The organism is Desulfurellaceae bacterium (genome assembly GCA_021296095.1).
Taxonomy (GTDB): Bacteria; Desulfobacterota; Binatia; order Bin18; family Bin18; genus JAAXHF01.
Window position 1 is genome coordinate 1 of record JAGWBB010000038.1, and the last position, 23,953, is coordinate 23,953.

Annotated in this window: 31 protein-coding genes; 15 read left to right on the top strand and 16 right to left on the bottom strand. The window is 63.0% G+C overall.

The genetic code is table 11. The features are described from left to right. Positions 1–997, top strand: a 997-nt coding sequence (locus tag J4F42_11055; GenBank protein ID MCE2486041.1) for a cyclase family protein, incomplete at its 5' end; no start/stop codon positions are given. A gap of 107 nt (positions 998–1,104) precedes the next feature. On the opposite strand, the gene J4F42_11060 is transcribed toward J4F42_11055, so the two are convergent. Next, entirely contained in the window at positions 1,105–1,575 is a 471-nt protein-coding gene (locus tag J4F42_11060; GenBank protein ID MCE2486042.1) for a hypothetical protein, read from the bottom strand. Between the two features lie 114 nt (positions 1,576–1,689). Between J4F42_11060 and J4F42_11065 the strand changes: the two genes are divergently transcribed. Further along, on the top strand, positions 1,690–2,109 hold the full coding sequence (locus tag J4F42_11065) for a GFA family protein (GenBank protein MCE2486043.1): 420 nt from the start codon (positions 1,690–1,692) through the stop codon (positions 2,107–2,109). Positions 2,110–2,183: 74 nt separating this feature from the next. After that, the gene (locus J4F42_11070) at positions 2,184–2,675 is read left to right on the top strand and encodes a hypothetical protein (GenBank protein MCE2486044.1); all 492 of its coding nucleotides are present in this window, start codon (positions 2,184–2,186) and stop codon (positions 2,673–2,675) included. A gap of 66 nt (positions 2,676–2,741) precedes the next feature. Here J4F42_11070 and J4F42_11075 read toward each other — a convergent pair whose 3' ends face one another. After that, positions 2,742–3,074 carry a transcriptional regulator gene (locus J4F42_11075; GenBank protein ID MCE2486045.1) on the bottom strand — a complete coding sequence of 111 codons (333 nt, stop codon included), beginning with the start codon at positions 3,072–3,074 and terminating at the stop codon, positions 2,742–2,744. A gap of 2 nt (positions 3,075–3,076) precedes the next feature. Further along, positions 3,077–3,406, bottom strand: coding sequence for a type II toxin-antitoxin system RelE/ParE family toxin (locus tag J4F42_11080; protein MCE2486046.1), 330 nt, complete (start codon positions 3,404–3,406; stop codon positions 3,077–3,079). Positions 3,407–3,494: 88 nt separating this feature from the next. Here J4F42_11080 and J4F42_11085 point away from each other — a divergent pair, with 88 nt between their 5' ends. Then, complete coding sequence (locus J4F42_11085) at positions 3,495–3,914, top strand: hypothetical protein (GenBank protein MCE2486047.1); 420 nt, start codon at positions 3,495–3,497, stop codon at positions 3,912–3,914. 16 nt (positions 3,915–3,930) lie between these two features. On the opposite strand, the gene J4F42_11090 is transcribed toward J4F42_11085, so the two are convergent. From J4F42_11090 to J4F42_11100, 3 genes are all read right to left on the bottom strand, one after another. Continuing rightward, on the bottom strand, positions 3,931–5,160 hold the full coding sequence (locus J4F42_11090) for a HipA domain-containing protein (protein ID MCE2486048.1): 1,230 nt from the start codon (positions 5,158–5,160) through the stop codon (positions 3,931–3,933). Beyond that, positions 5,153–5,461 carry a helix-turn-helix transcriptional regulator gene (locus J4F42_11095; protein ID MCE2486049.1) on the bottom strand — a complete coding sequence of 103 codons (309 nt, stop codon included), beginning with the start codon at positions 5,459–5,461 and terminating at the stop codon, positions 5,153–5,155. Before J4F42_11095 ends, J4F42_11090 begins: the two co-directional genes overlap by 8 nt. 128 nt (positions 5,462–5,589) lie before the next feature. Then, complete coding sequence (locus J4F42_11100; GenBank protein ID MCE2486050.1) at positions 5,590–5,832, bottom strand: hypothetical protein; 243 nt, start codon at positions 5,830–5,832, stop codon at positions 5,590–5,592. Between the two features lie 72 nt (positions 5,833–5,904). On the opposite strand from J4F42_11100, the gene J4F42_11105 reads away from it, so the two are divergent. Together J4F42_11105 and J4F42_11110 are read left to right on the top strand one after the other, a co-directional pair. Next, positions 5,905–6,198 carry an AbrB/MazE/SpoVT family DNA-binding domain-containing protein gene (locus J4F42_11105; GenBank protein ID MCE2486051.1) on the top strand — a complete coding sequence of 98 codons (294 nt, stop codon included), beginning with the start codon at positions 5,905–5,907 and terminating at the stop codon, positions 6,196–6,198. 7 nt (positions 6,199–6,205) lie between these two features. After that, a complete protein-coding gene (locus J4F42_11110) occupies positions 6,206–6,592 on the top strand; it encodes a putative toxin-antitoxin system toxin component, PIN family (protein ID MCE2486052.1) in 387 nt (128 codons plus the stop codon). Between the two features lie 126 nt (positions 6,593–6,718). On the opposite strand, the gene hemG is transcribed toward J4F42_11110, so the two are convergent. From hemG to hemE, 3 genes are read right to left on the bottom strand one after another with little or no spacing between them, the layout of a single operon-like run. Continuing rightward, on the bottom strand, positions 6,719–8,203 hold the full coding sequence (gene hemG, locus J4F42_11115; GenBank protein ID MCE2486053.1) for a protoporphyrinogen oxidase: 1,485 nt from the start codon (positions 8,201–8,203) through the stop codon (positions 6,719–6,721). Beyond that, positions 8,200–9,126, bottom strand: a complete 927-nt coding sequence (gene hemH / locus J4F42_11120; GenBank protein MCE2486054.1) for a ferrochelatase — start codon at positions 9,124–9,126, stop codon at positions 8,200–8,202. Before hemH ends, hemG begins: the two co-directional genes overlap by 4 nt. A gap of 45 nt (positions 9,127–9,171) precedes the next feature. Continuing rightward, the gene (gene hemE, locus J4F42_11125; protein MCE2486055.1) at positions 9,172–10,200 is read right to left on the bottom strand and encodes a uroporphyrinogen decarboxylase; all 1,029 of its coding nucleotides are present in this window, start codon (positions 10,198–10,200) and stop codon (positions 9,172–9,174) included. A 47-nt stretch (positions 10,201–10,247) separates the two neighbouring features. Between hemE and J4F42_11130 the strand changes: the two genes are divergently transcribed. From J4F42_11130 to J4F42_11165, 8 genes are all read left to right on the top strand, one after another. Beyond that, positions 10,248–11,117, top strand: coding sequence for an alpha/beta hydrolase (locus J4F42_11130; protein ID MCE2486056.1), 870 nt, complete (start codon positions 10,248–10,250; stop codon positions 11,115–11,117). Positions 11,118–11,144: 27 nt separating this feature from the next. Then, complete coding sequence (gene sugE, locus J4F42_11135) at positions 11,145–11,465, top strand: quaternary ammonium compound efflux SMR transporter SugE (GenBank protein ID MCE2486057.1); 321 nt, start codon at positions 11,145–11,147, stop codon at positions 11,463–11,465. Positions 11,466–11,550: 85 nt separating this feature from the next. Continuing rightward, entirely contained in the window at positions 11,551–12,603 is a 1,053-nt protein-coding gene (locus J4F42_11140) for an LLM class flavin-dependent oxidoreductase (protein MCE2486058.1), read from the top strand. Positions 12,604–12,734: 131 nt separating this feature from the next. Beyond that, positions 12,735–15,086 (top strand): DNA topoisomerase IV subunit A, encoded by a 2,352-nt coding sequence (locus J4F42_11145; protein ID MCE2486059.1) that lies wholly within the window; start codon positions 12,735–12,737, stop codon positions 15,084–15,086. Further along, entirely contained in the window at positions 15,070–17,046 is a 1,977-nt protein-coding gene (locus tag J4F42_11150) for a type IIA DNA topoisomerase subunit B (GenBank protein ID MCE2486060.1), read from the top strand. Before J4F42_11145 ends, J4F42_11150 begins: the two co-directional genes overlap by 17 nt. Positions 17,047–17,048: 2 nt before the next feature. Next, positions 17,049–17,516, top strand: coding sequence for a hemerythrin domain-containing protein (locus tag J4F42_11155; protein MCE2486061.1), 468 nt, complete (start codon positions 17,049–17,051; stop codon positions 17,514–17,516). Between the two features lie 145 nt (positions 17,517–17,661). Beyond that, positions 17,662–18,057 carry a lactoylglutathione lyase gene (gene gloA / locus J4F42_11160; protein ID MCE2486062.1) on the top strand — a complete coding sequence of 132 codons (396 nt, stop codon included), beginning with the start codon at positions 17,662–17,664 and terminating at the stop codon, positions 18,055–18,057. Between the two features lie 26 nt (positions 18,058–18,083). Further along, complete coding sequence (locus J4F42_11165) at positions 18,084–18,479, top strand: VOC family protein (protein MCE2486063.1); 396 nt, start codon at positions 18,084–18,086, stop codon at positions 18,477–18,479. Positions 18,480–18,522: 43 nt separating this feature from the next. On the opposite strand, the gene J4F42_11170 is transcribed toward J4F42_11165, so the two are convergent. The 3 genes from J4F42_11170 to J4F42_11180 are packed head-to-tail and all read right to left on the bottom strand — an operon-like array spanning position 18,523 to position 20,758. Continuing rightward, positions 18,523–18,927: a hypothetical protein gene (locus J4F42_11170; protein ID MCE2486064.1), complete on the bottom strand. Its 405-nt coding sequence runs from the start codon at positions 18,925–18,927 to the stop codon at positions 18,523–18,525. Between the two features lie 16 nt (positions 18,928–18,943). Continuing rightward, the gene (locus J4F42_11175; GenBank protein MCE2486065.1) at positions 18,944–19,762 is read right to left on the bottom strand and encodes a tRNA U-34 5-methylaminomethyl-2-thiouridine biosynthesis protein; all 819 of its coding nucleotides are present in this window, start codon (positions 19,760–19,762) and stop codon (positions 18,944–18,946) included. 24 nt (positions 19,763–19,786) lie between these two features. Continuing rightward, positions 19,787–20,758: a tRNA U-34 5-methylaminomethyl-2-thiouridine biosynthesis protein gene (locus tag J4F42_11180; GenBank protein ID MCE2486066.1), complete on the bottom strand. Its 972-nt coding sequence runs from the start codon at positions 20,756–20,758 to the stop codon at positions 19,787–19,789. A gap of 118 nt (positions 20,759–20,876) precedes the next feature. On the opposite strand from J4F42_11180, the gene J4F42_11185 reads away from it, so the two are divergent. Then, the gene (locus tag J4F42_11185; protein ID MCE2486067.1) at positions 20,877–21,278 is read left to right on the top strand and encodes a VOC family protein; all 402 of its coding nucleotides are present in this window, start codon (positions 20,877–20,879) and stop codon (positions 21,276–21,278) included. 104 nt (positions 21,279–21,382) lie between these two features. On the opposite strand, the gene J4F42_11190 is transcribed toward J4F42_11185, so the two are convergent. From J4F42_11190 to J4F42_11205, 4 genes are all read right to left on the bottom strand, one after another. Continuing rightward, the gene (locus tag J4F42_11190) at positions 21,383–21,685 is read right to left on the bottom strand and encodes a hypothetical protein (protein ID MCE2486068.1); all 303 of its coding nucleotides are present in this window, start codon (positions 21,683–21,685) and stop codon (positions 21,383–21,385) included. Positions 21,686–21,695: 10 nt separating this feature from the next. Next, the gene (locus J4F42_11195; GenBank protein ID MCE2486069.1) at positions 21,696–22,610 is read right to left on the bottom strand and encodes an endonuclease/exonuclease/phosphatase family protein; all 915 of its coding nucleotides are present in this window, start codon (positions 22,608–22,610) and stop codon (positions 21,696–21,698) included. 34 nt (positions 22,611–22,644) lie between these two features. After that, a complete protein-coding gene (locus J4F42_11200) occupies positions 22,645–23,322 on the bottom strand; it encodes an NUDIX hydrolase (GenBank protein MCE2486070.1) in 678 nt (225 codons plus the stop codon). 37 nt (positions 23,323–23,359) lie between these two features. Further along, the coding region (locus J4F42_11205; GenBank protein MCE2486071.1) for a quinolinate synthase NadA at positions 23,360–23,953 on the bottom strand (594 nt) is incomplete at its 5' end.

A 23,953-nucleotide genomic window follows, 5' to 3' on the forward strand; every position in this document is an offset into this window, starting at 1 on the left:
TCGCTACACAAGCCCGGACGCCGACTGCTTAGCATGCCTGCTTGGGTCCTGCCAACAGCCGGAGGAGAAAGGAACAGGTGTCATGAGCACAAAACTTTCGTACTGGCCCTACAACACATACAACTGGGGGCGTTGGCCAAATGACCGGGGAACGCTCAATCTGCTGACCGAAGGAACGACCGCGAGAGCCATCGCCTCGGTCAAAACCCATCAGACGTTTGCTCTCGGAGCCCCACTCCAGGCCGATGAAATAGCCAATGACACGAGAACATATCAGCATAAGCTGCTGAGGGTCGGGGATTACATCTACGGACCGGAGGGAGAGCCTGTTCAGGAAGCCGCTGATCTCGTTTCCGTCGCCATCCACGGGATGACGAATTCCCATATCGACGCGTATAATCATGTCGGCCATAACGGGAAGTCGTTTAATGGTGCCAATTTCACAGACAATATTTCTCAGGAAACAGGCGGGACGCGCTATACGATTATGGACAATCCAGCCATTGTGACACGGGCGTGGCTCGTCGATGTTCCGCGTGGTCGCGGTGTCAGCGTCCTGAAGCGCGGGACACCGGTGGTTCCAGACGATCTGCTACACCTCCAAGATCAGGTCGAACCGGGCGATGCGTTAGTCATTCGGACAGGGCGTTACGCAACCGCGGTCGTCCGGCCTGATGATCCAGGTGCGCAAGACGACCACGGGAATTGGTCAGGACTGCATGTCGATTGCATTGATCTGATTGCCAAGTGGGACATTGCCACCGTGGCAACAGACAGTTCAGGCGATAACTTTCCGAGCACAACACCGGAATGTTCGGTGCCGATACACATTCTGACAGAAGCCTATCTGGGGCTGCCGCTTATTCACCATTTGTTTCTGGAAGAGATTGCCGGCCACCTCGCCGAGCGTTCACACAAAGATTTTATGCTGACGGTTGCCCCGCTCCGCATTGTCGGCGGAACAGGCTCACCCGTCAGTCCGGTCGGGATTATTTAGATCAACGACATGGCCCATCTTCCTGGACAGGTGTCCCCGGAACTCGGGGGCGTTGATCGACATGAAGGCCATGCTCGCTCCTTTTTTCGCGGCGGGTGCGGACCGGCCTAGGCTTGGGCTCCGGCCTTGGCGTCCTCGCGCATGGCCTCTTGCAGCTTGTCGAGCCCCGCCTGGGTCGTCACGTCACACTCGACCAGGCCCCGGGGCAGGTCGAACAGCACCACGTGTGACGCCTTGTGGTTGCTGAAGATCTCGAACGTGGTACAGCCCTCGGGACCGGCGATATGCGGTCCATACACCTTGTTGGGCTCGCTGACCATGATGTCGCCGACCCCAAGCATGCGCTCGCCCACATCGAGCGTACCCCGGACCACGATCTCAAAGCGGTAGCAGTCGTGACCGTGGCGGGGCAGCACGCAGCCCGGTCCCATGCGTAGAGCCACCACTGTTGCCGGGTTGTCTTTCATCTCACCCAGCGGAAAATAGGCCAGACCGGTCACCCCGCCCTGGATGGCGTGGCGCATATTGTCGGGACACAGCTCCCACAGTTCGGCATCGTCTAATGACAGAAAAGGCATGCTACTTCCCTCCTTCTTGCACGCGCCCGGACGACGCCGGGCTTCCCTCTTCATATTGGGGAAAGGGTTTTGTGTCAAAGGCCAAAATGCTACGAAGGGGGCAGGAGGACAGCTATGCCATTTACCGGAGGCTGCGCGTGTGGCGCGATTCGTTACGAGTGTAGTGCCGAGCCCCTGTTCATGGGCAATTGCCACTGCCGGGAGTGTCAGTGGGTGAGCGGCGGCGGGCACACCTCGAGCCTGATGGTCCCGGCCGCTGCCGTTACCATCAGCGGCGAGGTCAAGTACCATGAACGCAAGGGCGACAGCGGCAACACGGTCCGCAAGGGCTTTTGCCCCGAGTGCGGCACCCCGCTGTTCAGCCGACCGGCCATCCTGGCCGACAAAATGGGTATCCGGGTGGGTACTTTAGACGACTCCAGCTGGTTTCGGCCGGGCGCCAACATCTGGACCTCCAGTGCCCAGCCCTGGGATGTGCTCGACCCCGACCTGCCGGCCTACCCCAAGATGCCGCCCCTGCCCGGCAGCGAATAGGCCGCAACAACTCCGGCGCAAAGGAAAGGAGAACGCTGACTTCTTCGGTAGTCATCAGCGTTTCCCTTGAGCCTATGGCCAAGCGTCCCTACGATCCCTACTACCGCAACTTTCCGTCTACCGTCCTGCCGGCCCGCACGCCGTTCACCCGTTCGGGCCGCGGCGACGCCGGCTATGTGTTCTTCTACCTGACCCACCGCAAACCCAACTGGAGTCTGCTGCTGGACAAGGCGCGGCTGGAGTATATCTACGCCGAAGCCCAGGAGCGCATTCCCAAGGACTTTACCCAGTTCCTGCTGCTCGAAAAGGTGTACAGCACGCCCAAGCCCGCCCAGCGCTCGGCCCTGTCACGACCCGCCCCACCCGCCCCGTCGGTCGCAAAACCGGACGGTTCGTCCACCCTGCTCGTCCTGCGCGAGCCCGACCCGGTGTTCACCGAGCAGGGCGACCTGGTGTCCTACCATCTCCACCAGGGCGAAGCCATCGCCGCCGCCGACACCTACGCCCGGCTCAACCAGCGCCGCGCCATCGTCGGTCTGCTGGTGTGGGACGAGCGCTGGTATTAGCGGAGCCCTCGATTTTTTGGAATCCCGAATTTCGGTTCTCTCTTATCCGGGTGATATTGCGCTGTCTCAACTGACCGTCGGCTGGCGAACCGACCGGACCGTGAGCCGCAAGCCTTCGTGCGCCTGAAGGCAGCGGATGATCTCGAACAGGTTCCGGGCTTGCGGATTACCGTTCGGGCCAAACATGCGCATCAGGCTCTTGGGCGACTTGTCAGTCAATCCGCCGAGCGCCTCAAACCCGATAGTCGCATTGATATAGTCGCGCAGTACCGCCTTACCGGTCTCCACATCGCCCGAAAGCAGGCACTCGACCCCTTCCTTGAGCAGTGCCTCGCGGAAGGCCGGGTCGCGCCCGATACGCGCCTGAATCGTCTCCTTGAAGTGTCGTGTCAGGGACATGCCTAGGTCTCCCGTCGTTTGCGCCGTTTATATTCCCGCCAGAGGTCGCGGGCAGTCTCGATATCCTGTTGTTGATGCCTCTTGGTCCCACCGCAGAGGAGAATGATCCAGGTATCGCCATCCTTGCCGAAATAGACTCGATAGCCAGGGCCGAAGTCTATCCGGTGTTCGAGCACGCCGGCACCTACGCTCTTGACACCGGAGAGGTTTCCTTGCTCCATCCGGACCAGTGCTGTCGCCACCTTGGCCGCAGCTTGAGCGTTAAGCCGATTGAACCATCTGGCGTACGGGCTACGGCCTTTGGCATCGACATATTCCCTGATTTCGATCATCGCTATCGCTATAAAGTAACTTACACGTTACTAACCCTATTCATCAAGTCCCAACGGCAAGAAAGAGGAGTGGAATCCGAGGACCGAGGTGATCCAGACCACCTTCCGCTCTTGTTACATGAGATTCGTATGCTCTCCTTCAAAATCACGCAAAATCACGACGGCTGGCTCGTCTTCTGGCGTGATCCTGACTAAAGAGGCGATGATGCGGCTCAGGGTGAAGAAGGGCGATACGCTCTCTCTGATCGAGGCCCCGGATGGCAGCTATCGACTCACGCCTTACGATCCCGAATTTGCGCGGCAGATGGCGCTCGCCGAAGACATCATGCACGACGGCCGCGAGGTACTGCGAGCCTCGGCGAGAGGAAGGTTTGCGCTTGCTCATACAAACCCGGGCGCAAGGGCAACTCCGGCGGTTGCGCGGAAAGTTGCGGTGGGAGGGCTCGCTCGACGAAATGCGGCGCGACCGATGATCGTTGTCGATTCTTCCGTTCTGGAAACCCTGTAAGCACCAGAGACCGGTATCACAACCGAGCAATGGGGATCGTTTTCAGATGGGCTTCAACGGTCCGTACGACTTCGGCAGCCAGCGGAAGGTTCGCCTTGTGGGTGCGCCAGTGCTGGTGAAACAACGTAACGGTTTCACAGGCAGTATCGAGCACGAGCCTTTCCGGCAGTCGGGCCTTGGCGGCAAGATGCGACAGCTCGTCCTCTGAAAATTCAGAGAAACGCTTGGTCCGGCTGAAATTGAGGGCGGCCTTACCATCCGGGATATAGGCGATCGTGGAAACGAAATCATAGGCTGGCGCCAAGGCGGCATGCCGCCGGTCCGGGTAGATCAACGACCAGTTCTTCAAATGCATGTCGGCATTGCCGATCAGCGTGTTGAAGGTCAGCCTGCGGATAAACTCGGCAATGTCCGCTTCGCCGCCCTCAGCGCCAATGACTCTGCCAATGCTGCGCATGCTGGCGTTCTTGTATTTTGCCTCGGGGTAGACCCCGAATATCTGTGCGAAATCTTCGACGTGAACGACCTCTCCGCCCGGCAACCGGTCGAAGCGCTCGATCACGAGCGCCTGCCCTTCAAGAGTGCCGATACCATCCGGTAGATTTCGGATGGCACCAATATCGATGAGCCGGAGGGCCGGTACGTCCATACCGACAAGCCGGGCCAGCGTCATCATCGAGAATTCGTTCTCGGGCACGCCCGCAAATCCGCGCGAGGGCAGCTTCACGATCCACGAGCCGCCAGCGCCTCCGGCCGGAATGGTGAGCCCACCGGCAGCCTCGGTGATGGCCGAGAATTTGAGTTGCACGCCGGCCAATGAAAAGCGCAGAGCATCGCCGCGGTGATCGTCATCACGATCATCATCGGCGGTCCTGTGATCATCAGGCGACCATGCTTCGCCATCGGCCGGCCTGATTGTGATCGCACCCGGCAGGTCCCTGCCCAGCACCCAGAGCAGGAAAAACTCGCGCACAGGACTCACCCCGGCCCGTTCAGCCAGATAGGTGCGCAGGTGCCCTTCGGGCAGCAAATTCGAGAAGAACGGGTGAACCCGTGTCTGGGTGGGCCTGAAGGCGGTGATCAATTCACCAAGCTGGTCCTTAAAACCCAGCCCGAGCACCGGCCGATTGTCGTCGGCGCTGTAGTCATCGTTGAAGGCAAAGAGCGTCCGGTCACCTCCAACGCGGGTGAGCGTGCCGACCGGCTCATCGTAAAGCAGGACATCGAGGACGTTGACGTTAGCCATGATCGTCCTCTTCCAGGCTATAGGCCGGGCGCACGGACTCCGTCGATGCGCGGGCTGCGGCGCCCCTTGCAATCAGCTGGACCGCCGAGACGGACTTGCGGGGCACGAGCATCAACTCCAGATCAAGAATGCGAGCGAGCGCGACCAAGCTCGAGATTCTGAGATCGACCGCACCGTTCTCGATCTTCGAGATATGGCCCTGCGGCACGCCCGACTTGGCGCTCAGCTCACGCTGGCTGAGACCCTTGGCTCTGCGAGCGGTCCGCAGCGTAGCGACGATATCCTCGGTCGCATAGCTCATTTTATACTCTATTCTATATCAAAAATTAAATAAGATACTCTTTTACATATCATTCTTGAGTTTTGTTTCAAGAGCGAGCACGAACGACCCCGATCCCGCTGCTAGCGAACCGACCGGACCGTGAACCGTCAGCCTTCATGCGCCTGAAGGCAGCGGATGATCTCGAACAGGTTCCGGGCTTGCGGATTGCCGTTCGGGCCGAACATACGCATCAGACTCTTGGGCGACTTGTCGGTCAACCCGCCAAGCGCCTCACATAGGGCTTTGCTCCCATCGGGGAACACCTGGGTCTGGAAACCCTCTAAAAAATAGAGCCTGGATGAAACGGAGTAGAATCCGGGGACCGAGTTGGGGAGGGGTTGTTCAGACACGCCAGATATTGCCTGGCCGTACACAGCCTGATAGGAAAATACAACTTTCCAACTTCTATTGTGAGGTTTACAATGCCGCTGGTCACCGTGAAGCCGAAATTCCAGGTCACCATTCCCGCCAAGCTGCGACAACAGATTAATCTGCGCGAAGGCGACCTGATGGAGGCCACCGTCGTCGAAGATGGCATCCTCCTACGGCCCAAGGAGGTGGTGGACCGCACTGTTGCCGCCGACCGTATTGCGTCCATCCTCGCGCATACCGAGCCCTCGCCCCAAGACGCCGACCGTTCCGAGGACGAGATCATGCAAGATACCCTCGCCGATATAGCAAAGGCCCGCAGAGAGCGTCGTAAGCGCAAGGCATGAGGTCGTCATCGACTGCAACGTCCTCGTCTCGGCGGCACGGTCTGGAGGCGTTTGCGGCAGGGTCATTGTCGAGGCGGTGCGTCGTCACGAGGTCGTGCTGTCAGACCCCATCGTCGATGAGTATGGGATGGTCGCCGGGCGACTCGGCCACGCCCCCTACCGTAACAGCCTGCGGGCTCTTATCAGGCAACTTGAACAAGTCGCCATCGTTGTCGAGCCGGCAGAGGTGGTATTCGGTCTCAGAGACCCGGATGATGAAGTCTATCTGGCAACTGCGATGGCCGGCGACGCCGTTCTGATTACCGGCAACAGGCGAGATTTCACGGAACCACAATACGGACCGGTCAAAGTCTTCTCTCCACGCGATTTCCTCAATCGAATGACGCGGGGCTGATGGTGAGAAATGGAGCCTGGCTGGAACGGCGTGGAATCCAGAGACCGACCATGCCTATGGGATTGGGGCGTCAGGCGGAATCCCGGATTCCGTGATCTCCAGGTCATGAGTCTGACGCTCAAAGAGTCAAGCTGGAGCATTGCCAGTGATGCCAGAGTTAGCTGAGGCTGCTTCCGGTCGCGGAGAACTGAGTTGGTCCAGGAGGTCTTGGGCGGCGGCTTCTCCGCTGCGCACACAGTCGGCGATACCGACCCCGCGGTAGGCGCTGCCGGCCAGGGCCAGACCGGGGTGAGCTGCCACCCGCTGCTCAATGGCCGCCACCCGCCCCAGATGGCCGACCAGATACTGCGGCATGGAATGCGGATAGCGGGCGATCAGGCTGAAGAGCGGAGCCGCCTCAATGCCTAGCAGGGCGGCAAACTCCCGGCGAACCGCGCCCTCCATCTCGTCATCGTCCAGCTCAAACAGCTCGGCCTGCAAGGCTCCGCCGACAAAGGCGCGCAGCAAGACCTGGCCGTCCGGGGCCCGCCCGGGGTATTTCACGCTGGAGAAGGTGCCCGCAATAATCGCACGATTCTCGATGCGCGGCACAACAAAACCAAAGCCGTTCAGGGCGTGCGGAACGTCCTGGCGGCGATAGGCCAGACTAACGGTGGCGGCCGAGCTGTAGCTCATGGCCGCCAAGCGCTCGGCCAGGTCGGCGTCGCACGCGCGCAGCATCCGAGCCGTCTGAAAAGCGGGCGTGGCCAGGATCACTCCGTCGGCCTGGAGACGGCCGCCGTCCCGGCGCTCGATCTGCCAGGTCGCGTCGTGGAACTGCACCGAGCGCACCGCGCTGCCGTAACGCATCGTGCCGAGCGACAGGCGTCCCACAAGCGTATCGACCAGCTGCTGCATCCCGTTTCTGAGGCTCACAAACAGACTCCAACGCGCCCCGCTGGCTCCCTTGGCGTCTTGGGTGTTGCGCCCGGCCCGCCACAGACCATAGATCAGGCTGCGCCGTTCGCGCTCCATCTGGAGAAAACGCGGCATGGTGGCCGCCAGGCTCAGCTCGGCCGGGTCGGCCGTGTAGATCCCGCCAATCAGGGGTTGGGCGACCCGCTCCAGGGCTTCGCGACCGAGCCGCCGCCGGACAAAAGAGCCGAGGCTCTCATCGTCCTGCTGGGGTCCGCGCGGCAGGACCAGATCCAGGCCCATCCGCAGCTTTCCCGGCCAGGAAAAGAGGCGGGAACGCACGAGTGAGCCCAAACGGGTCGGGGCCAGCAGCATGAAGCCTTCGGGCAAAGGCTCCAGCCGCCCTTGGCGCACCACAAAGGTGGTCCGAAACTGGTCCTGGGTGCCGATCAGTTCGTCTTCCAAGCCCAGGCGACGGCACAGGGCCAAGGCCCACGGCTTTTCGGAGATAAAGGAATCGGGGCCGTACTCGAGTACGAAGCCGTCGCGCTGCTCCGTGCCAATCGTCCCGCCCACACGGTCACTGGCTTCGAGTACGGTGCAGCGCAACGGGACTTCGCGCTCCCGGCTCAACTCCTCAAGACGGTGGGCCGCAGCCAGCCCGGCAATACCCCCACCGATGATTGCGATGTGTGCCGGAGCAGATGCCATGTTCATGCCCTTTCCCACTCCTGCCGCACGAGCGCCGCCAGCATTTGAATGAACGCGGGATGAGCGTTTACCGTGCTGGCGCGGTGCATGCTCAGGCCCAGCCCCTCGGCAATCTGCCTGGCCTCGGTATCGAGATCGTACAGCACTTCCATGTGATCGCACACAAATCCGATGGGGCACACAACACACTCGCGCGCGCCCTCGGCCGCCAGCTGTCGCACCACCGCGCCGATATCCGGATCCAGCCACGGCGTGCGCGGATCGCCGCTGCGGCTCTGGTAGGCCACCCGCCAAGCCGCGTGGCCCAGCCTGTCGGCCACCAGGCGGGCGCCAGTTTCGATTTGGGTCACGTATCGGGCGGTGCTCGGCAGCGCGCTGGGCACGCTGTGGGCGGTAAAAACGAGCGGCGTGGCCGGACGTCGGTTCTGGGGTATAGGGGCAAAGGCCCGTTGGGTGAGGTCGCTGAGCGCGTCGATGAACAGCGGATGCTCGTGCCAGCCGGGCAAATAGGTCACGCTAGGCGCCCGACCGCCGAGCCGTTCCTGGGCGGCCGCAACATCGTGCTGGTAGCGCTGCCAGCCGGCCTCGCTGTGTTGGGCGGACATGATGACGCCCAGGGCCCGGCCTACCCCGTCGGCCGCCATGCGATCCAGAGTGTCGTGGATATACGGATGCCAGTTGCGCATGCCGACATACACCGGCAGATCCAGTCCGTCGTCGGCCAGCGCCGTGCGCAGGGCGTCGGCCTGACGCAGGGTGATGGCCTTGAGCGGCGAGCGGCCGTTGAACAGCGCGTAGTGGGCCACGACCGCTTCGAGCCGCTGGGGGGGGACGGGGCGGCCGCGCAACACATTGGCCAGAAAGGGACGTACCTCGTCCATGTTTTCCGGGCCGCCAAAGGCGAGCAGCAGGATCGCGTCAAAAGGCATGGGGATAAGACACGGGCTCAGGCGTGACTGGGAGCAGGCGAGCATTCATCGGGCCGACATTTCGTGCACCAGCTCGACCAGGGCAATCACCTGCTCGACCGGCGTGTGGGGCAGAATGCCGTGGCCGAGGTTGAACACGTGGCCCGGACGACCGGCCGCCGCGTCCAGCACCCGCGCGGTCCGGTCGCGCAGGATATCGAGCGGGGCAAACAGGCTGATCGGATCCAGGTTGCCCTGCACGGCTCGGTCAAAGCCGATCCGCGGCCAGGCTGCGTCGAGGTCGGTCCGCCAGTCCACCCCGATCACGTCTCCGCCAGCCTCGGCCAGCAGCTCCAGCAGGCCGGCCGTGTTGGTGCCAAAGTGGATGACCGGCACCCCCGGAGCCAGACCGCCTATCAAAGCCTGCATGTGGGGCAGGATGAAGCTGCGGTAGTCGGCGGGCGACAGACAGCCGATCCACGAGTCAAACAGCTGAACAGCCTGCGCTCCGGCCGCAATCTGGCCGTTCAGATAGTCGGTCGTGACTTGGACAAGATAGGCCATCAGCGCCCGCCAGGCGCCAGGGTCGGCGTACATCAGGCGCTTGGTCTCGATATAGTGGCGCGAGCCACCGCCCTCAATCAGATACGAGGCCACGGTGAAGGGAGCGCCGGCAAAGCCGATCAGGGCAATCTCCTGGGGCAAAGCGGTCCGAGCCCGGCGGACCGCCTCAAACACAAATTCCAGGGCCGGGGCAGCGGGCTGGGCGTGCAGCCGATCAATGTCGCGGCCCGAACGCAGCGGCCGGTGGATGACCGGCCCGTCGCCCTGAGAGAACTCCAGGCCGACCCCCATCGGCTCCACAATCAGCAGAATATCGGCAAAGATAATGGCCGCATCAACGCCCAGCCGCTCAACCGCCTCGACCGTCACCTGGGCGGCCAGCTCGGGCGTTTTGCACAGCTCAAGAAACGAGACCTTGTCTCGCACAGCCCGGTACTCGGGCATATAGCGCCCGGCCTGACGCATCAGCCACACCGGCGTGTAGGGGGTTGGTTGGCGGCGGCAGGCCTGGAGAAAAACGGGCTCTTTCATTGCTCGGCATCCTACCATAGGATGCCGGCTAAAACAGGAGGCAAGCCATGTCTGAGCTTTTGACCCACCACACGAAAATGATCAACGGCTTTCGCATGCATTACGTCACGGCCGGCTCCGGCTATCCGCTGGTGTTTGTCCACGGCTGGCCGCAGAGCTGGTACGAGTGGCGCAAAATCATGCCGGCCCTGGCCGAGCGTTTTACCGTTATAGCCCCGGATCTGCGCGGGCTGGGGGATTCCGGTCGGCCGCTGACCGGCTATGACAAGCGTACCCTGGCCTCCGACGTGCACGCCCTGGTGCAGTCTCTGGGTTATGACAAGATCGGCCTGACCGGCCACGACTGGGGCGGGGCGGTAGCCTACTATCTGGCCTACGATCACCCCGAAATGGTCGAGCGGTTGATGATTCTGGATATGATACCGGGCCTGGGCCGTACCGGCGACAAAATGGACCTGCAGCTCGCCCAGCGCTTCTGGCACGTGTTTTTTCACGCCGGCATTCCCGACCTGGCCGAACGGCTGGTCAGCACCAATGTCCGGGCCTATCTGAGCCATTTCTATACCTCGCCGGACTACAACTACAGTCCGACGGTCTTCAGCAAGGAAGACATTGACGAGTATGTCCGGGTCTACTCGGCGCCTGGAGCCCTGCGCGCCGGCTTTCAGTATTACGCTACCGGCTTGAACCAGGATTTGGACAACCTCAAGAGCTGTACCGAGAAACTCACGATGCCGATCCTGGCCTGGGGCGGAGAACGCTTCATGGCCGATATCGTGTCGGTCTGGCAGGGCGTAGCCGAGAACGTGCAGGGCGGCGCGGTGCCCGAGTGTGGCCATTTTATCGCCGAAGAGCAGCCCGCGTTTGTCATTCAGCAGGCGACCGGGTTTTTCGAGCCGCTGCGCAGCCGCGCCTAGCCCTATCACGCTCCGGGAGTAGTCCCCATGGCCTGGTTGTCCGTGTTCATCGCCGGTGTGTTTGAGACGGTGTGGGCGATTGGCATGAAATACTCGGACGGCTTCAGCCGCCTGTGGCCGAGTGTGCTGACCATAGGCGCGATGCTGATCAGCTTTGGGCTGTTGTCCTACGCGCTGAAGACCCTGCCGGTCGGCACGACCTACGCAGTGTGGACCGGCATCGGGGCGGCCGGCACGGCGCTGCTGGGCATGCTGCTGTTTGGCGAATCGCGCGACGCCGCGCGGCTCGTGTGCATCGGGCTGATTATCGCCGGCATTCTCGGTCTGCGGCTGGTGGAGCAGCCCTGAGGCCCGTGTCGGCCCGGATAAACACAACAGACAACCCCAGAGCAGCTCGACCACAGCGCGGCCGTGTCAACACGAAAGATACCCTATGAAATTCGGACTCCACTACCAACTCCCCCACGCGCCGCACGAAACTGCGGTCGAACGCTACCGCACCTCTCTGGACCAAGCCGTGTATGGCGAGACGCTCGGCTTCGAGTCGGTCTGGCCGGTCGAGCAGCATTTCAACGCCGAATTCTCCCTGCTGCCGTCCCCGCTGCTGTGGCTGGCCGCGCTGTCGGAACGCACCCGGACCATACGGCTCGGCATCGGGATCATCCTGCTGCCGCTGTCGCATCCGGTCCGGGTAGCCGAGGAAGTCGCCACCCTGGATACGCTCAGCAACGGCCGGGTGGAATTCGGCATCGGCAGAGGGGTGTTCCCGTCCCACTTTGCCGGCTTCGGCATCCCTCAGGAAGAGAGCCGGGAGCGGCTATTGGAGGGCCTGGAGTTGATTTTGCGAGCCTGGACCCAAGAGCGCTTCTCGTACAACGGCCGCTTTTTTCAGGTCGAAGACCTGTCCGTGGTGCCCAAGCCGGTCCAGCAGCCGCATCCGGCCGTTCATGTGGCGGCCAATACGGCCGAAACCTACGAGCTGATGGGGCGCCTGGGCTACTCCATTCTGTCGGCCTCACAGGTCAATACCTTTGCCAAGCTGCGCGAACTGATTCCCCTCTACCGCCGGGCCTACCGCGAGGCTGGACATCAGGGCTCAGACCGGGAGACCCTGACCCTGCTGTCGCCGGTCTTCGTCGGGGAGAGTCCGGCCCAGATTCGGGACACCGTCGAGCCGAGCATCATGCGCTTCATTCAGTCGGTCATCAACGCTTTTCCGCCGATTCAGGACGACGGCTCGGACAGGAACCGGCTGCTACAAGAAGCGGCCGACCGCCTGCGCCGGACCACCTTCGAGCAGGTGTGCGAGGCCATGGCGGTGTACGACACGCCCGAAGCGTGCGTAGAGCGTCTCAAGAGCCTGGAAGAAGAGTTTGGCATGGGTCGGATGCTGTGCTGGTTCAATACCGGCGGCCTGATCCCCCACGAGCAGGTCAAGCGCAGCATGCAGTTGTTTGCCGACAAAGTCATGCCGCATTTCTCATGAACTTCATCCGCTCGACCCGCTCCGTCACCCCAGCACCCTTGACCGAGCGCGGATTCAACGGGAAGATCAGTAGGAGCGTTATTTAACTTTCGCTATAATTTCGCCTATAATTCGCCGGTGGAGGAGGATGTATGAAACAGTCGGCGGTGGCAGAGCGGATTCTCCCGGCAGACTTGGGCCAACAGGCCGAACAACGCTATCTGAACTACGCCCTGAGCGTCATCACCTCCCGGGCGCTGCCCGACGTGCGCGACGGGCTGAAACCCGTCCAGCGCCGGCTGCTGTACGCCATGTTCCAGAACCTGCGCCTGGGCGGCAACGCCCGGCCGCGCAAATCGGCGGCGGTGGTCGGTGAGGTGCTGGGCAAATATCATCCCCACGGCGATCAGGCCGCGTATGACGCCATGGTCCGCCTGGCCCAGCCCTTCTCCATGCGCTACCCGCTGGTCCACGGCGAGGGCAATTTCGGCTCGCTGGACGGCGATAACGCCGCCGCCATGCGCTACACCGAGGCCAAGCTGGCGCCCCTGGCCGAAGAGCTGTTCCGGGATCTGCGCGGCAACACGATTCCCTACCGTCCGAACTACGACGCCACGGTTGAGGAACCGGTCGTCCTGCCCGCAGCCATTCCCCAGCTGTTGCTGAACGGCGCCAGCGGCATCGCCGTCGGCATGGCGACCAATATCCCGCCGCATAATTTTCACGAGGTGGTGGGCGCCCTGCTGGCCATGCTGAAGGACCCGGACATCAGCACCGCGAGCCTGCTCCGCTCGATCAAAGGCCCGGACTTTCCGACCGGGGGGGAAATCCTGACCTCCAAATCCGAGCTGCGCCAGCTGTACGAAACCGGTCAGGGCACGCTCAAGCTGCGCGGCGAGTGGCAGGTCGAAGCGCTGCCGCGCGGCAAGCGCCAGGCGGTGATTACCTCCCTGCCCTACACCGTCAACAAAGCCCAGTTGGTCGAAAAGATCGCCGAGCTGGTGGTCGAGCGCAAAGTCCCCCAGATTGTCGATGTACGCGATGAATCCACCGACGATATCCGCATCGTGCTGGAACTCAAGGGCGACAGCTCCGAAGAGCTGGCCCTGGCCTATCTGTGTCGCCACACGCCGCTCCAGAGTTCGTATGCGGTCAACCTGACCTGTCTGGTCCCGACCGCCAACCCGTCGGTCGGCCAGCCGCTCAGGGCCAGCCTCAGAGACCTGTGTCGCCACTTTCTGGACTTCCGGCTCGAGGTCGTCACCAAACGCTTTGGCCACGAGCTGACCGAGCTGGAGACCCGCCTGCACATCCTGGCCGGTCTGGCCCTGATCGCCGACCGACTCGATGCGGTGATTCAGACCATCCGCGCCGCAGAGTCGCGCCAGGACGCCCGCCATAAACTCATGGCCGGTTTTGGGCTCGACGAGGCGCAGGCCGAGGCCATTCTCGACATCCGTCTGTATCAGCTGGCGCGGCTGGAAATCGACAAGATCCGTACCGAGCAGGCCGACAAGGAAAAGCGCGCCGGCGAGTTGCGCGAGCTGCTGGCCGACGAGACCAGACGCTGGGCCGTGATTGGTGACGAGCTGCGCGAGCTGAGCAAGCGCTACGGCAATAAACGGCGCACGCGGACCGGCGAAGAACTCAGCTACGACCCCGAAGCGTATATCGTCCACGAAGAAGCCACGGTCGTCCTCAGCCGCGACGGCTGGATCAAACGCGTGCGCGAACTCAAGGACCCGACCACCACCCGGCTGCGCGAGGGCGACGGCATCCAGGCGATTCTGAGCGGCACGACCCGCGACCGGCTGGCCCTGTTCACCAACAAGGGCGGCCTGTACGTGCTCAAAATTCACGACGTGCCAGCCTCGACCGGCTATGGCGAGCCGATCCAGACCGTGTTCCACTTTCAGGACCAGGAGCGGATCATCACCGCCCGCGTCGTCCGCGACGAGGCACCGCCCGAGCCAGCCAGCAACGGCTCGACGACCGCCAACGGCCAGGCTGAGCTGTTTGAGACATCGCCGACCGACACCGCCCCGACCGGCCCGGCCTACCTGCTGGCTACGGCCCGGGGACTGGGCTTTCGGTTTCGGCCCAATCTAGAAGAGACGACCCGCAACGGCCGCAAGATCGCCCGCCTGGCGACCGGAGACGAGGTCGTGTCCATCGAGCCGGTCCGCCATGCCAGAGCGGTATGCGCGACGCGGGGCGGGAAGCTGCTGGCCTTCCCGGCCGACGATGTTTCAGAGCTGTCCGGAGCCGGACGGGGGGTGATCCTGCTGCGGCTAGAGAAGGACGACCGTTTCATCGGCGCGGTCACCACGCCGCCGGGCGCCGGGGTGACGGTCTGCGGTCCCAACGACAGGCGCAGACAGCTGCGCCTCAAAGACATTCCGCTGGGCCAACGGGCCGGCAAGGGACAACGGGTGGTGAAACGGATGGCGCTGGTCGCCGTTCGCGGAGAGGCTGAGGAGGAAGGACATGGCAGCCCGGCATAGTTATACGGCCAAAGACATCACGGTTCTGGAGGGCTTGGAGCCGGTCCGCAAACGGCCCGGCATGTATATCGGCGGGGTTGACAGCACCGGCCTGCACCACCTGGTGTGGGAGCTGCTCGACAACGCCGTGGATGAGGCTATGAACGGCCATGCCAGCCGCATCGAGGTCAGGCTGCACGCGGACGGAGCGACGGTCACGGTCAGCGACAACGGCCGGGGCATCCCGGTTGACATCCATCCCAAGTTCAAGAAATCGGCCCTGGAACTCATCCTGACCACCCTGCACGCCGGGGGTAAGTTCGAGGGTCTGAACTATTCGCACTCGGGCGGTCTGCACGGGGTCGGCGCCTCGGTGGTCACCGCCCTGTCCGACCGTCTGGTCGCCCGCGTCAAGCGTGGCGGGGCCGAATGGCAGCAGACCTTTTCTCGGGGCCGGGCGACGGGCGAGCTGACCCAGCTCGGGTCTAACGGCGAGTCGCGCGGTAGCGGCACGACGATCAGCTTCCACCCCGACGCCGACATCTTTCCGTCGATTCGTTTCAGTCCCGAGCTGGTCGCCGAGCGGCTAGAGGCCAAGGCCTACCTGCACAAGGGCCTCAGCCTGGTCTTCCACAACGAGGTCAGCGGCAAGACCACGCGCTATCAGTACAAGGACGGGCTGCGGGCCTATCTGGCCACACTGTTGAGCACCGACAGCAAAAAAGCCGTCATCCCCGAGGTCTTTCACCTGGAGCGCACGGACGATCCACGGGTTGAGTGTGTCCTGACCTGGACCGAGTCGCCCGACGAGCGGCTGTTGACCTTTGTCAACGGGATTCCCACCCCGTTTGGCGGCACCCACGAAAACGGCCTCAAAGCCGGGATTGTGAAAGCCGTGCGGAACTATCTGAATGTGAACGACCTGCTGCCCAAAGGGCTCAGCCTGAATGCCGAGGATACCCGCGAGGGAGTGGTCGCCATTCTGAGCCTGTACTTGAAACAGCCCCAGTTTCAGGGCCAGACCAAGGAAAAGCTCGGCAACCCCGAGGTCAGCGCCCAGCTCGACGGCCTGATCCGCATCGGGCTTGAGAATTTTCTGCTGCACAACCGCAGCCAGGCCGAGGCGATTGCCCGGCGGGTGATGCTGGCCGTCCGCGCCCGGACCGCCTCACGCGCGGCCCTGGAAACCGTGCGCAGCAAGAGTTCGGTCTCCCACCGGCTCAATCTGCCGGGCAAACTGGCCGACTGCTCGTCGACCAACCCGGCGGTCAGCGAGCTGTTCATCGTCGAGGGCGACTCGGCCGGCGGCTCGGCCAAACAGGGCCGCGACCGTCGCACCCAGGCCATCCTGCCGCTACGCGGCAAGGTGCTCAACACCGAACAGGCCGCGCTCAAAAAAGTCCTGACCAACAAGGAGCTGGGCGATATCGTGTCGGCCCTGGGCTGTGGGGTCGGCAAAGCCTGCGATATCTCCAAGCTGCGCTACCACAAGATCTGTCTGCTGATGGACGCCGACTCGGACGGCAACCATATCTGTACCCTGCTGCTGACCTTCTTCTACCGTCATCTGCCGGAGCTGGTCCGACACGGCTATGTGTATATTGCCCAGCCGCCGCTGTATAAAATCGAAATCGCAAAGGAAGTCCTGTGGGCGGCCGACGAGGCCGACAAAGACCGCATTCTGGCCGGCAAGATGGACGATGATAACAACCCGCATACTCAGAAGAGATCATCGTCCACCTTGCAAAACGGCAACGCCCGACAAGCCTATGTTCAGCGTTTCAAGGGCCTGGGCGAGATGAACCCCGCCACCCTGAAAGAGACCACCCTTGATCCGCGCTCGCGGACCCTGTTGCAGGTGACCATAGAAGACGCCGAGCGGACCGACGCGGCCATTCAGACTCTGATGGGCAAAGAGGTCCAGCCCCGCTTTGCCTTCATCATGGACCGCGCCCCAAAGGTTGAGGAGGTTGATGTGTAACCATGGCCAAACGTCACCCCAGCCTGGTACCGCTGTCACGCGAGCATCATGTCGCCCTGCTGCTGGCCTTTCGTCTGGTCCACGGCCTGCCGCCCAGCCGGCAAGCGAATGACAGCCCCCAGGCTCAGGCCCGGGACACTGTCCGTTTTTTTCAGACCAAGCTGGTCACCCACTTTCGGGCCGAAGAGCAGGCCCTGTTTCCACTCATCCGCAAGACGCAGCCCCACGCCATTCCGTTGATTGACACGCTGCTGGCCGAACACGCGGACATGCGCGCCCGGGTCCACGCTCTTGAACAGGCCGACCCGTCCGAGCTGCCAGCCCAACTCACAGCCTTCGGCCAGCTTCTTGAACGCCACGTCCGCAGCGAAGAGCGCGAGCTGTTTCCCCTGTGTGAGGCGCGGCTGACCGCAGACGAGGCGGAGCGGCTGCGCGCCGCCATTGTCGGCTTCGTTGGTGAGGGCCGCTGAGGCGGACGTCTTCTTTCCCGGTCCGGACCCGTTGCATGATCGGCCCGAAGTTCGTAAGTTGTCCACGGCGTACAGGGATGGAATCACCGAGAACGCACCCGCCGTGCTGTCAGCATGGGCAACACCCGCACGAAGGAGGAAGGCTATGCAACTCTTGCACACCATGATCCGGGTCAACGACATGGACGAGTCAATCAAGTTCTACACCGAGTCCCTGGGCATGAAACTGCTGCGCAAAAAGGACTATCCGGGCGGCAAGTTCACCCTGGCCTTTGTCGGCTATGGCGATGAAAACGACAACTCGGTCATCGAGCTGACCCACAACTGGGACACCTCGAGCTATGACCAGGGCGACGCTTTTGGGCATCTGGCCATCGGCGTTGACGGGATTTATGAGAAGTGCGCCGAACTCAAGGACAAAGGCGTCAATGTCGTCCGCGACGCCGGGCCGATGATGCACGGCGGCGCGGTCATCGCCTTCATCGAAGATCCCAACGGCTACAAGATCGAACTCATCGAACTCAGCGGCGCCCGCGGCTGAGCCCGATTCCCCGCAAAGGAGCGTGTATGCCTCTCAATCCCGCCAAAGATTCGGTCGATCTGGGCATTGTCGTCAGCGACATCACCAAGAGCCTGGACTTTTACGAGGGTATGCTCGGCCTGGAGAAGAGCGAAGAACTGCCCACCCCGTTCGGTGCCCTGCACCGGCTCCACTTCGGCAAGAGCGACATCAAGCTGATTGACCCCAAAACCGTTCCGCCGGTTGGGACCATCGGTCTGGAGAAACAGCTCGGGTTTCGCTACATCACGTTTGTGATCAACGATATCAGTGCTCTGTGCGCCGAACTCAAGGACAAGGGCGTGGAGTTCGCCATTCCCGAGACCGAGTTTCGGCCCGGGGTGCGTATCGCCATGGTCAAGGACCCCGACGGCAATATCGTTGAGTTGGTCCAGCGCGGCTAACAGCCAGGGTGGCGCCCCGGTCGGACTGGGCGCGCCGCTGCGCTTACCACGAAAATTCCTTGCGGCGCAGGCTTAGGAGTACAGCCGCGCCCACCGACGCCCCGATTGCGATCACGGAGTACAGCACCGCGCCGATGACACTCCCGCTGCCCGACGGCGGGTTATTGCCCCAGTACAGGAACAGGTTGAGGACGACGTAGAGGGCGTAGGCGTGCGACATGCCGACGACGAAGCGCTTCATGTACCACAGGCCCAGGCCGTACACTACCAGATAGGCGCCAAAGGCGAGGCTCCAGATCAGGTTGTCCGTGCCCGTCAGACGGGTCCCGAACAGGACAAAGCCGGTCTGCTCGGACAGCTGAAACGGCTTGGAAAAATTCGAGATCGCCAACAGCCAAAAGCAAATCGCCAGTCCGCTCAAAATTCGGTCCCGCTGCGGCTCGGCCATAATCGTCCTCCTCGTGTCAGGGTGTGAGCCGGAACTCAACGACCGCGCCGCCGGCTCCGTACAGCGGCCCATAGGCGTGGACGGTTGCGCCGCTGAATTTCCCGCCCAGAGCGCCCAGCACCCAGGCGTAGTGCTTAAAGCCCATGTCGGCCCTGCCCTCGGCCACAAAATCGGGCATGGCTGCAGCCAGTCCAGCGACATCGCCGCGGGTCAGCAGATCCAGGATCTTCTTATTCCAGCGGTCGTAGCTGGGCGTGGCGAGTTTATCTTTGCGGATATCGATCGCGTTCCGAAAAAACGCGCCGGACAGATTACCGACCCCGACTACCGCAGTCCGCTTGCGCCCACGCCGGGCTTGGGCGGCGGCCAGCCGGCCCAGTTTTTGGGTCAGCCTGAAGTCATGGTACAGGTTGTTGGAGGCGATCAGCAGCGGCAGCCTGCCGTTTGGGTTCAGAAACCTGGCGGCCACAATCGTTCCGGTATCAATCGGAAAGCCGTCATAGTTGACCGCCTTGGACTTGACGCCAGCCTTGGTCGCCGCGCTGGCACACGCCCTGGCCAAGGCGGCATCGATCTTCAGGTCGTAGGCCAGCTCTCCGTACTCGTGCCAGTTTTCGTCAACATGGAGCCCGCGCAGCCGCGGCCGGGCCTGCCACAGCTGGTCAAGGACCGCAATCCACTGGGTGGAATAGACGAGCAGCACCTCGGGACGCGAGGCGGTCAGGGCCTGTTCGGCGGCGCGGTAGCCGGCGGCCAGCCGGGCCCACGGCGGGTTGTCCGGCTTGACGTATGGCAGGGGGGAACCGGGCACCAGAAAGGCGGAGACAATCGGCATGGCGTCGCTGTTCCCGTCCTCGACTCAAGCCCTGGCCGCACGCCGGGCGCGGGTCGGCGAGCCGGCCAGACCGGCCGCGACCAAATTCCACTCCATGACCGCGTTGCCCGTGCCGATGACCGTGCCGTAGCCGTGCAGCTGGCCCGGAATGTCCGGATAGCCCATGGCCGCGAACATCCAGGTAAAGCCCCCGGATTTGACCTCGGCAAAGGCCTCGTCAATGAACTGGGGCAGGAGGCGGAACACCTCGGCGGTCTTGCCCTGACGCAACAGCTCGATGATCCGCATGTCCCACTTATAGCCACTGTAGCTGTGCGGCCGTTCTTGAGACATATCCTCGGGCAGGGCGGGTTCCTGGTGGAAATGCCAGTGACACAGGGTGTTGGAGGCCAGCACAACCGCCCGGCGGCCGGTCTTCTCAACCGCCGCCCGGGTGGCCTTGCCCAGCCGGTCCATCTCTTCCAGGCCCTGTTCGGTTGACAGATAGTAGGGCGAGTTGTTGGCCGACAGGCCGACGATGGGAATGTCCCACTCGGGGCGTATCATGTGCAGGGTGGTGATGGTTCCGTAGTCGACCCGGAAGTTGGGGTTGCGCATCATCTTGGTGTACAGGCCCAGCCTGTCGCCCTCGGCGCAGCAGGCTTCGGCCAGCTCGACATCGACCTCAAGCGCAAACCGGTAACGAAAGATATTGGGAAAGATCGGATCGACCGATTTGCCGCTCAGCTGCGGCACGCCCAGAAAGTGATGGCCCTGCTGGGTCATCCAGTGCGGCGAGTGGACCAGCAACACGTCGGGTTTGAGCAGGGCAAGGCTGCGCCGCGCCCGTTCGTAGGCCCAGCGCAGTTGCTCCCAGCCCCCCTCGGCCTGCGGCTCGTTCTGGGGCGGATTTTCCGCGTACACCAGGTGGGGGGGATGGGGGGCCAGGAATCCGGCCAGGATGTGTCCCGACCGACCGTTTTTGTCGTGAGTCTTGCGTCGCACCTGTCCTCCCATCGACCTGAGCCGATACTAGCACGGACGATCCCGGCTCACCAGGCAATCCGTGGCTATGGCCCGCCTTTCAAAGCCCCGGGCCGGCTGGCAGCATGGGACGCCAAGGAGGACGTTCGCCATGCAACTGACCGCTCCCGACTATGTAATCCTGATTGTTGACGACCTCGACCGCGCGCTCGGCTTCTACACCCAGGTGTTGGGGCTGCGCCTGGGCCATCGCTCGGGCGACTATGCCCAGCTGGACACGGGCGCGACCCGGCTCGGCTTTTATACCCGGGCGGCCATGGACCGGACGCTGGGCTTCGGCCTGCGCAAACCTGCGGCCGATGCCGCCGGCTTCGAGCTCGGCTTCAAGGTCGCCGATGTTGACGCCGCCTATGCCGAACTGACCGAAAAAGGCGCGGCAACCGCCACCCCGCCGACAACCCGGCCGTGGGGACAGCGCACGGCCTATGTGCGCGATCCCGACGGGCACCTGATAGAGCTGGCCCAGGATCTGAAGCCGGATCTCAAGGATTAGGGCTGCGGCCCGTACTTCTGCTCGATAAAATCGTAGATCTGGTCCGGGGAGGTGCCCATCATGAACAGCGAGTGCGCGTCCAGCGCCTCATTCACGCAGTGGGGTCAACCGACCGCGTGGGTGTCGCTGAAGCAGTCCAACAGGTTGCGGTGACCCTGTGAGCTGTCGCAACCACAGTGGCAGTTGAGTTCGGCCAGCACCCCGGGCATGTCGGCCGCGACCTGGTAGGCCTGGCGGACCGTGCCGGTGAACATGGCCGGAGGCAGGGTCGGCGGCAGGTCAGCGGATTGGGCGGCAGACGGCGGCTCGGATGGCGTCGCCGGGGAGCGGTGGGGTGTCGATTCGGCCTGGCTCAGCGCAAGCGTCCCAAGTGTCAACAGACTAGCCGTTATCAGGTATTTCCACATAGGTCCTTTTTTATGGGTGAACGGCCAACACGTCAAACTCGGTCAGGACGCCGTAGTGGTCGGACGGCCACAGGCTGTGTCCGTTGGCGAGCCGGTGGGGCGTATTCAGGACGAGCCGACTCGACCGCACCCGATACCTGTCGTCCGGCCGCAGAAACACATAATCGACCCGCCACCGGGCGGTCGGCCGCTCCGCATACACCCACTGCCAGACCGTCAGCCCTGTGTCGCTGGGATTGGCCAGACGAAAGGTGTCAATCAGTCCGGTCTGGCCGGTCAGCCGGGCGAAGCCCTCAGACTGCGGCGTGGTGTTGAAATCTCCCATCAGGATGAGGGGCGAGGAGCGCGGACGGGCACGTAGCAGCTCGGCCACCCCGCTGGCCTGGCACGTCTTGGGCGAGATATGGGTCGAGCAGGCCTGGAGTGCTCCCCACGGCGTTTGCACATCGGCGCACAGCAGCACCCGCGGATCGGTCCAGCTGCCGCAGCGAGGCAGCTCATACACCTGCCAGTCGAGAATCGGATAGCGGCTGAGGATGGCCGGTCCCTCGGCAAAATTCATCAGTCTGGCCACCACGCGGTTGGCCCACGGACGACTGAACAAACGCGAGCTGGCCGGGCTGAAGACGTACTCATAGCCGAGCTGGGTGGCTAGACGCTGGGCGATATTGCCTCGCCCGCGGCCCTCGGAGGCTTCCTGCAGACCGATGATATCGGGCTTCAGGCTGCGCAGCTGCGCCGTCACCAGCTCCAGGCGGCGTTCGAGATCCTGGCCGTCGCCCCACAGCCCCGAGGAGACGCCGCCGTGGAGCAGATTGAAGCTCAGGCAGCTGAGCGTGGCGGACGAGGTGTGAGCGGCGGCTGGCAGCAAAGCGATCCATACGCCGAGCAGGACGGCGCAGCAGCGTGCGGAGCCGGAACACACGACCCCATCCCTCAGCAGCCGTCTCCCGGCCCGCTCACAGCACGCCCACATTCATCGGACGGCGCTGGGTGAAGGTGTACAGGGCGGCCGGTCGATGGGCGCCGTGGCGGGTTTTCGGCAGGGGTTTGAGCAGCCCCAGCGCCAGAATCTTGCGCCGGAAATTGCGCCGATCCAGCTTGTGGTTCAGGATCACCTCGTAGATGGCCTGGATTTCGCGCAGGGTGAACTCGTCGGGCAGCAGGCTGTAGACGATGTTCGTATAGCCCAGCTTGGCCTGCAGGCGTTTCAGCGCATAGGCGGCAATCGCGCTGTGGTCATAGGCCAGCTGCGGCAGGTCGTGGACCGGGAACCAGTCGATACCGGCGTACTTGTCACCCCGCTTCAGCCCGCGCTCGAAATGCGGCACCAGGGCAAAATAGGCCACCGCCACGGTGTGCCAAGCTGGATCACGCCGGGCATCACCAAAGGTGAACAGCTGTTCGAGGTACAGGTCACGGACCCCGGTCTTCTCGTACAGCTCGCGGTAGGCGGCCTCGTCGAGCGACTCGCCAAGCTCGACCAGGCCGCCCGGGAAGGCCCAGTGACCGGCAAACGGGCCGGTCTTGATATTGACCAGCAGGGTTTGCAGCCGGCCGTCGCTGATGGTGAACAGGACGGCGTCAACCGCCACCCGGGGGTAGGACGCCGGCGTCCGGTCCGCCCTGTCCTGCACGGAGGCCGGTCCGGCTATGCTGAGAGAAGGGATCGGCTTAGGCACTCAGCTCCAGCATCCGGTCAATCGCCCGTTCGGCGGCGACCCGAATATCCTCGTCGAGGGTGATCTCGTAGCGCTGCGCCCGCAGCGAGTCACGCACGCCGTCGAGGGTAATCATCTTCATGTAGTGACACAGCTGGCAGCTCTTGTAGAACTTCTTTTCAGGGATTTCGAGCAGCAGCCGGTCGGACAGGCCGCACTCGGTGACGATCAGAAACTCATCGGCCGGGCTGTCCTTGGCATAGCGGACCATGGCGCTGGTCGACAGGACGGCGTCGGCCAGCTGAATCACGTCTTCCCGACACTCGGGATGGACCAGGACCTTGACGTGGGGCAGATTGTCGCGCACCGACAGGATGTGCTCGGGGGTAATCTGATGGTGGACGTAACAGTTACCCTCCCACGACAGGATGGTCTTGGTGGTCTGGGTCTGCACATAGCGGGCCAGATTCTCGTCCGGCACAAACAGGACGTGCTCGGTGTCCAGGGACTCGACGATCTGCACCGCGTTGGACGAGGTGCAGCACGCGTCGCACTCGGCCTTCACGTCGGCGGTGGTATTGACGTAACAGATGGTTTGCAGGTCGGG

What these genes read in the sequence shown, in the direction of transcription:
- J4F42_11145 (MCE2486059.1), top strand. Translation starts at nt 12,735, where the DNA reads ATGAAACAGTCGGCGGTGGCAGAGCGGATTCTCCCGGCAGACTTGGGC.
- J4F42_11060 (MCE2486042.1), bottom strand. Translation starts at nt 1,575, where the DNA reads ATGCCTTTTCTGTCATTAGACGATGCCGAACTGTGGGAGCTGTGTCCC.
- J4F42_11165 (MCE2486063.1), top strand. Translation starts at nt 18,084, where the DNA reads ATGCCTCTCAATCCCGCCAAAGATTCGGTCGATCTGGGCATTGTCGTC.
- sugE (MCE2486057.1), top strand. Translation starts at nt 11,145, where the DNA reads ATGGCCTGGTTGTCCGTGTTCATCGCCGGTGTGTTTGAGACGGTGTGG.
- J4F42_11095 (MCE2486049.1), bottom strand. Translation starts at nt 5,461, where the DNA reads ATGAGCTATGCGACCGAGGATATCGTCGCTACGCTGCGGACCGCTCGC.
- J4F42_11130 (MCE2486056.1), top strand. Translation starts at nt 10,248, where the DNA reads ATGTCTGAGCTTTTGACCCACCACACGAAAATGATCAACGGCTTTCGC.
- J4F42_11080 (MCE2486046.1), bottom strand. Translation starts at nt 3,406, where the DNA reads ATGATCGAAATCAGGGAATATGTCGATGCCAAAGGCCGTAGCCCGTAC.
- J4F42_11180 (MCE2486066.1), bottom strand. Translation starts at nt 20,758, where the DNA reads ATGGGAGGACAGGTGCGACGCAAGACTCACGACAAAAACGGTCGGTCG.
- J4F42_11175 (MCE2486065.1), bottom strand. Translation starts at nt 19,762, where the DNA reads ATGCCGATTGTCTCCGCCTTTCTGGTGCCCGGTTCCCCCCTGCCATAC.
- J4F42_11185 (MCE2486067.1), top strand. Translation starts at nt 20,877, where the DNA reads ATGCAACTGACCGCTCCCGACTATGTAATCCTGATTGTTGACGACCTC.
- J4F42_11105 (MCE2486051.1), top strand. Translation starts at nt 5,905, where the DNA reads ATGCCGCTGGTCACCGTGAAGCCGAAATTCCAGGTCACCATTCCCGCC.
- J4F42_11090 (MCE2486048.1), bottom strand. Translation starts at nt 5,160, where the DNA reads ATGGCTAACGTCAACGTCCTCGATGTCCTGCTTTACGATGAGCCGGTC.
- J4F42_11065 (MCE2486043.1), top strand. Translation starts at nt 1,690, where the DNA reads ATGCCATTTACCGGAGGCTGCGCGTGTGGCGCGATTCGTTACGAGTGT.
- J4F42_11140 (MCE2486058.1), top strand. Translation starts at nt 11,551, where the DNA reads ATGAAATTCGGACTCCACTACCAACTCCCCCACGCGCCGCACGAAACT.
- hemE (MCE2486055.1), bottom strand. Translation starts at nt 10,200, where the DNA reads ATGAAAGAGCCCGTTTTTCTCCAGGCCTGCCGCCGCCAACCAACCCCC.
- J4F42_11170 (MCE2486064.1), bottom strand. Translation starts at nt 18,927, where the DNA reads ATGGCCGAGCCGCAGCGGGACCGAATTTTGAGCGGACTGGCGATTTGC.
- gloA (MCE2486062.1), top strand. Translation starts at nt 17,662, where the DNA reads ATGCAACTCTTGCACACCATGATCCGGGTCAACGACATGGACGAGTCA.
- hemH (MCE2486054.1), bottom strand. Translation starts at nt 9,126, where the DNA reads ATGCCTTTTGACGCGATCCTGCTGCTCGCCTTTGGCGGCCCGGAAAAC.
- J4F42_11150 (MCE2486060.1), top strand. Translation starts at nt 15,070, where the DNA reads ATGGCAGCCCGGCATAGTTATACGGCCAAAGACATCACGGTTCTGGAG.
- J4F42_11190 (MCE2486068.1), bottom strand. Translation starts at nt 21,685, where the DNA reads ATGTGGAAATACCTGATAACGGCTAGTCTGTTGACACTTGGGACGCTT.
- J4F42_11070 (MCE2486044.1), top strand. Translation starts at nt 2,184, where the DNA reads ATGGCCAAGCGTCCCTACGATCCCTACTACCGCAACTTTCCGTCTACC.
- J4F42_11155 (MCE2486061.1), top strand. Translation starts at nt 17,049, where the DNA reads ATGGCCAAACGTCACCCCAGCCTGGTACCGCTGTCACGCGAGCATCAT.
- J4F42_11075 (MCE2486045.1), bottom strand. Translation starts at nt 3,074, where the DNA reads ATGTCCCTGACACGACACTTCAAGGAGACGATTCAGGCGCGTATCGGG.
- hemG (MCE2486053.1), bottom strand. Translation starts at nt 8,203, where the DNA reads ATGAACATGGCATCTGCTCCGGCACACATCGCAATCATCGGTGGGGGT.